Source organism: Photobacterium sp. WH77, from assembly GCF_022014395.1.
GTDB lineage: Bacteria > Pseudomonadota > Gammaproteobacteria > Enterobacterales > Vibrionaceae > Photobacterium > Photobacterium arenosum.
This window is the reverse complement of record NZ_JAKLTE010000039.1, coordinates 1-5505: the sequence shown is the minus strand read 5'-3', so window position 1 is coordinate 5505 and position 5505 is coordinate 1. Positions and strand designations below refer to the sequence as shown.

Here is a 5505-nt window from a genome sequence, read left to right as displayed (position 1 = left end):
TGCTGTGGTGGTCGGTCCGGCGAACGAAGAAATCTATACCGACAACCTGGGCCGCATCAAGATTCAGTTCCATTGGGACAGATTGGGTGCGTCGGATGAACACTCAAGCTGCTGGGTACGTGTCAGCCAGAGCCTGGCCGGTCCGAATTGGGGCGCGGTTTTCCTGCCGCGTATCGGGCACGAAGTGGTCGTCAGCTTTCTGGAAGGCGATCCGGATCAACCTTTAGTCACAGGGTCGGTTTATAACGGTCTGCATCTTCCGCCTTATGATTTGCCGCTTAAGAAAACCCGCACTACCTTGCGTTCTAAAACGCATAAAGGAGAAGGGTACAACGAGATCAGTCTGGATGATGAAACCAATCATGAAGAGCTGTATCTGCGTGCGCAGAAAGATATGAACACGCTGGTACTGCATGACCGCTTCAGCCATATCGGACAGGATGACGAACTGAAGGTTGTACAGCACCGTGAAATTGCAGTGCAGGGAGATCGGAAAGAACTGATTCACGGGAATAAAACGTCACTCAACGAACAGACATTGATCGAACAGGTCGATCAGGATGTCACGGTGAATTATCAGGCCAACGAAGTTGTCAGTGTCGCTGGCAACCAGCACCGTCAGTTGGAAGCACACCGACGGGTTCAGATTGGTCAAAATGACACGCTTGAGATTGGTGCGGATCTGACCACGGTGATCCTCGCGTCCCGTACCACTTCAGTCGGGGGGAGCGATCAACTGACGGTCGGGGGCGATTTTCATATCGAAACCCAAGGCGATACTTCAATCCGTGCAGAAGGAGAAGCTGCGGTTGTTTCTGCTGATGAAATCAGAGTGGAAGTCGGTGCTGCCGGATTGGTGCTGAAAAGCAGCGGTGTGATCGAATTTTACGGCACGGCCATTACGCTCAACGGCGTGAGTGACGTGGCACTGCAAGGGGCTAAGGTCGACATTAATCCTGGCGCCGCCGCTGGCAGCAATCAAGGGGTGAGCTCCCTCAGCCCGATCGGACTATCGATTGCACGATTAAAGCCACCCGTGATCACGTCTGCTGTCTATCAGAGCATGATAGAAGAAGGCGCGCTAATGATGGAACTTTGTGAATGCGGAAGAGGGAAAACATGTCAATTGCACCGTTAAAACCGGAATGGCAGATTCAGCAAGCCAACCCAATGTTACCTGCTTTAGATCAAAACACTTATTTGCTGTTTGAGCCCTTGTTATGGCCTGACTGGCAAGCGTTGTTCTCTGAAGATGAAGCGGTATCACTCTTTTCCAAGACGCGTTTTTCGTATTTGGATAATGGACCGCTACTGGTTCCTTTGACAAAAAACCTACCATTATGGCAAAGACTGATGGCTCAACTCGAGTCGACACCTTGCGGTTGTTTGCTGGTTGCGCCAGGCACAGTTTCTGTTTCAGAACTGACGGAGTCATTGCGGGAAAGGTTGATTGTGTCACGTGGTCGGGCTGATGCAGTCATCCGGTATTATGAGCCCCGCAAGTTATTGATGTTGGTTGGTTCAATGTCTTCTGAACAGCGACAACAGTTTTTCCCCAAACTCCATCGAATTCACTGGTTTGATCAATATTGGCTTTTGGCAGATTGGCACAGCCATGCGGTGAGTACTGCCTCAGGTGAGGGATGGGTTATGTCAGATGATCAAATAAACACCATGATGTCTATCGCGGAACAATGGCAAGGAGAAACAGCCTGATGAGTCGAAATTATACCGTCAAACCGAATGATACCCTGCTGCAAATTGCCATTGATGAGAAAGTTGATTTTAGCACCCTGCTGGAGCTGAACCCTCAGTATCAGAGAAATCCGGATTTTATTCGGGTCGGCGAACAAGTTCGGTTACCCGACGATAGCCAGACTGAGCCAGCTGAGCCTACTTATTCTGTGGCCCCCGTTTCTGACCTGCGGCCGCTGGAGGCCACGGGTCCACTGATTTCTCCGCCCTTGTGCCAGCCAAGTGAGGTGCACGATGTGGTCTTTGTGACCGGAGATGGTCCGCTGGAATATTGGATTCTGGATGAAACTGCTTCTAAATTGCTGGAAGAAGAAACCAAAATTACAGATCGCTTATTACAGGATTACAAAGCTTTAGTTGAGCGCGCACCACAAGGTGAAGGTGTGACGCGTGAGCAGTTGGAACAGCATGCACAGGCCAGAGAAGCTTGGCTGGAAGATGCGAGACACGCCGGAATTTTTGCAACAGAAGACAAAAAGCCCAATCGTGCTACACGCAAAGTGGCACAGATGAAGGCCCGCCGTCCGCAGCCCAATCCAAATCAGGAACGGGTGAAGGCGATGCTGAAATCACTCGAAAATCGTCGCCGTTTTGTAGCGCAATATCGGGATGATTGGTTTGGTGAAAGCTCGATTGAAATACTCAGAGCGGAAATTCTTAGCCAGATTCAAAAAGAAATCGATTATTACAAGACGCTCGAGATGAAAGCCGTCACACCTCAGTCGACCACAAAGTCGGGGGTGGAGATGGATAAAATGAATAAGACAAAGAAAAAATATACGACTCAGCATATTCGTGAACATATCGTGGAAGTTTATTCCATTAATCAAACACGTCATGTATATATCCGTTCTCGGTTTCACGAGCGTGAAGTCAGGCGCTGGAAACGCGTGGCCCGAAATAGTCATGCGATGAATGCCTTGGAGCAAAGAGATTATAAGGGCTTCGGCAGTGCGATTCGAGACGATATTAAGGCTGAACAAAAGAATTTAAAAGTTGAAGGTAAGCTTGCTGAGTGGAAAGCGGATGGCGATAAATTTAAAGAATGGAAAGCGACTCAGCCTTACCTGGATGAAGATGGAGATACGGTTTTTGCGGTCAGCGCTGAAGCACAGTTGTTTCGTTGGGGGGCACAAGCCAGTGTTTCAACAACATTTGAACCCACGAAAGGAAAAATCGATATAGGGATTGGCGGAGAAGCAAGCTTTTCACTGGCCGAAGCCAAAACAGAAGCGAGTTTTTTCCTCCCGTCTGAAAATGGATTTCCAGTGAATCTGAATTATCGGGACAGTAATGGGCGCGATGCCACCTACTCATTTGGCTGCTTCCGTTTTCAGGGGAAAGTCACATTAGGCTGCTTTGTTGGTGTGATGCTCGATGGCAGAGCCCAGATTGGGCGGCCGGAAGAGAATGGCGCAAGTACTGGGGTGATGTTTACTCCCAGAGTTGATTTAGACAAAGCTCCTAAGGGGGATGTCGGCTTTAAGGCACAAGGGTTCGCGGGGGCACAGGCCAGCGGCCAAATTTCGGGAGGATTGGAATGGCAACCCCCGAAAGATGAGAATACCTTCAATTTTCAGGTGCTCGCTGACGTGAAGCTTGAGGGCAATGTTGCTGCCGGGGCGGGATTCAACGCCGATTTCCAGCTTGCTCTGATTGATGGACGATTCTACCTCAAATGTTCCGGGCAATTGGTTTGGGGTGTCGGTGGCGGTGGCGGTTTTGGCGCCATGATTAATATGGAGCAGTTGTGGGAGCTGGCGAAAATTATCTGGCAGGGGCTGCGACATGTTGATTATCGAGTGCTAGAAAATATTAATGAGGATGCATATGAGTATTTGGTGGACGCAACCATGATTGCATTTGCCAGTGACTTGATTCGAGATCCGAATCAAGCATTGTTACATGCCCTTGCATCGGGTGATGAGCAAATCAGAAGGTGGAAAAAGGAAGTTGATGAAAGAAGTGATCGTCAACGTAAAGCCAATATTCTTGCCAAACGGATTTTAAACAACACGACGAACGCAGGTATTCCCTTTAATCAATTACTTCCCGAAGCCATAGGAAGCATGCTGGATATATTAGTCGAGGAATTTTATTGGAGTTTTAACGAAGAGCAGGAATGGGCAATTCATAAGTTGCTGAAAGAAAGTACTTACAGCTGGCATAAGTTTGAGGAAATCTTGCAGCGTATGAATCCTGAGGGTCAAAAAACGAGCGGGGATCAAGTTATGTTTGATAACCTTGCCCGGATTAATGCCATACTGGATGGCAGCCAACAATCAGACTTTAACCGTTGGGTTGGTAAACTGGCTGAGCTGGAAAAAAGTACTCTGGTGACTGTTGACCCCTATACCCCGCTGAGTGGGCAGGCCCTGGCCAGTAAAAGATCACAAGTTCACCAACAGGTTGCTCAACGCCATCAGGAAAGCGAGACACAAACTGCGTAATTCAAGCCCCGGAAGGGGCTTGAAACTTAAAAGTGTCAACCCTATCAGGACGGGTCAATCGCCGGGGCTACCTGTTGAAGAGCACAGCGAAAGCTGGTGCTTGGATAATAGGCTTTTTCGACCGGATCATTATAAATCCGGGCGAACGTCATTGTTGTTCCTGTCGCATCGCGCTGAACCTTCAGTGTGCCGGATGCAGGGCCTTTGGGATTGAGCTCCGGAGAAATCTGATAATAGTCGGGGGAGTACCAGTCATTCACCCATTCACTGACCTGATTTGTCATGCCATAAACCCCCAAAGGGTTCGGATAAAATTTGTCGACGACCTCGATATCGGTTGATGCATTGGCATCATTTTCAGTGTACTCAATATAATACTCTGTCTCAGGATCGAAATAGATCCCCCCGCTTAGCTGACGGTAACCATTGTTGGTGGCAAAATAGTAATGTTGGCCTCGACTGCGGGCAGCATATTCCCATTGTGCCTCGGTGGGCAAGTCGAAGGGCAATGCGCTGACCTGCCCTAACCATTGACAGTAATCTTTGGCTTCCTGCCATGCTTTGGCGCTGGCGGGGTCATTTTTTTGTTCACTTACGATTAATCGTGCGTATCGTTCAGAATCCCGTTGAACAATTGACCCATCACGCGAATTATCTTTGGCCACAGGCAGTCCGTTGATCTGGCGCATCCACTCCATATCAATAAATCGCGTTTCAAACTTAGCGATTGAGTAGGCATCGAGTGTGACTTTATGGAGAAAGGCAGCCCCTGTCTCCTGACTAAACGGCGAACTCAAGCATTCAGCATCCGGAGACCAATCTATCCGGCTGATCGTACGGCTGGGGATTTCACAAGGGGCACCAAAATCCCCCATCTCAAAGCTGCCGCCTTCAACAAACACCAGATTCTCGATGGCACGAACCACCACGTCGGCGGCGTTTTGTTTTTGTTCCTGGGTCGCCTCAGGGTAACGCTTTTCGATATTAGTAACTATGGTATCAAGCTGCTGTTGAGAGACGGTTTCGCTGGTGATGTTGATGGGTGAATTGTTGTCATTGCAGGCCGCTAATAATGGCAGCGTACATGCAAGTCCTAGCCTGTAAAATTTCATGCTGGAATCCTTTGTTTTTAGTGCCTTAGTGTACCGAAATGCCTAAAGCAAAAACACTGGAAAGCATGGTCAATTATGATTACAGCTTGTATTTATTGAACCAAGCGCACAGGATTGGAGTGCATAAAACGGTAAAGCGAACTGAATGAAAAATTATCTTAAATGGCCGCCAGCAATCGGCGTTTAAT

4 protein-coding genes are annotated in these 5505 nt (G+C 48.6%); 3 read left to right on the top strand and 1 reads right to left on the bottom strand.

Annotated features, from left to right (window positions below):
* The 3 genes from L6J37_RS21045 to L6J37_RS21035 all read left to right on the top strand — a co-directional run.
* Nucleotides 1-1138: type VI secretion system Vgr family protein (locus L6J37_RS21045; protein WP_237796491.1), on the top strand; the 1138-nt coding region annotated here is incomplete at its 5' end.
* Nucleotides 1120-1716, top strand: a complete 597-nt coding sequence (locus L6J37_RS21040; RefSeq protein ID WP_237796490.1) for a DUF4123 domain-containing protein — start codon at nucleotides 1120-1122, stop codon at nucleotides 1714-1716. The genes L6J37_RS21045 and L6J37_RS21040, both read left to right, overlap by 19 nt.
* The gene (locus L6J37_RS21035) at nucleotides 1716-4205 is read left to right on the top strand and encodes a LysM peptidoglycan-binding domain-containing protein (protein WP_237796489.1); all 2490 of its coding nucleotides are present in this window, start codon (nucleotides 1716-1718) and stop codon (nucleotides 4203-4205) included. The genes L6J37_RS21040 and L6J37_RS21035 overlap by 1 nt, the downstream gene beginning before the upstream one ends.
* 44 nt (nucleotides 4206-4249) lie before the next feature.
* Here the strand turns inward: L6J37_RS21035 and L6J37_RS21030 are convergent, their stop codons facing one another.
* Nucleotides 4250-5317 (bottom strand): formylglycine-generating enzyme family protein, encoded by a 1068-nt coding sequence (locus L6J37_RS21030; RefSeq protein WP_237796488.1) that lies wholly within the window; start codon nucleotides 5315-5317, stop codon nucleotides 4250-4252.
* Nucleotides 5318-5505 lie beyond the last annotated feature (188 nt).

Bases quoted from the DNA above. Each gene is read 5' to 3' on its own strand.
- L6J37_RS21035 (WP_237796489.1), top strand. From the start codon at position 1,716: ATGAGTCGAAATTATACCGTCAAACCGAATGATACCCTGCTGCAAATT.
- L6J37_RS21040 (WP_237796490.1), top strand. From the start codon at position 1,120: ATGTCAATTGCACCGTTAAAACCGGAATGGCAGATTCAGCAAGCCAAC.
- L6J37_RS21030 (WP_237796488.1), bottom strand. From the start codon at position 5,317: ATGAAATTTTACAGGCTAGGACTTGCATGTACGCTGCCATTATTAGCG.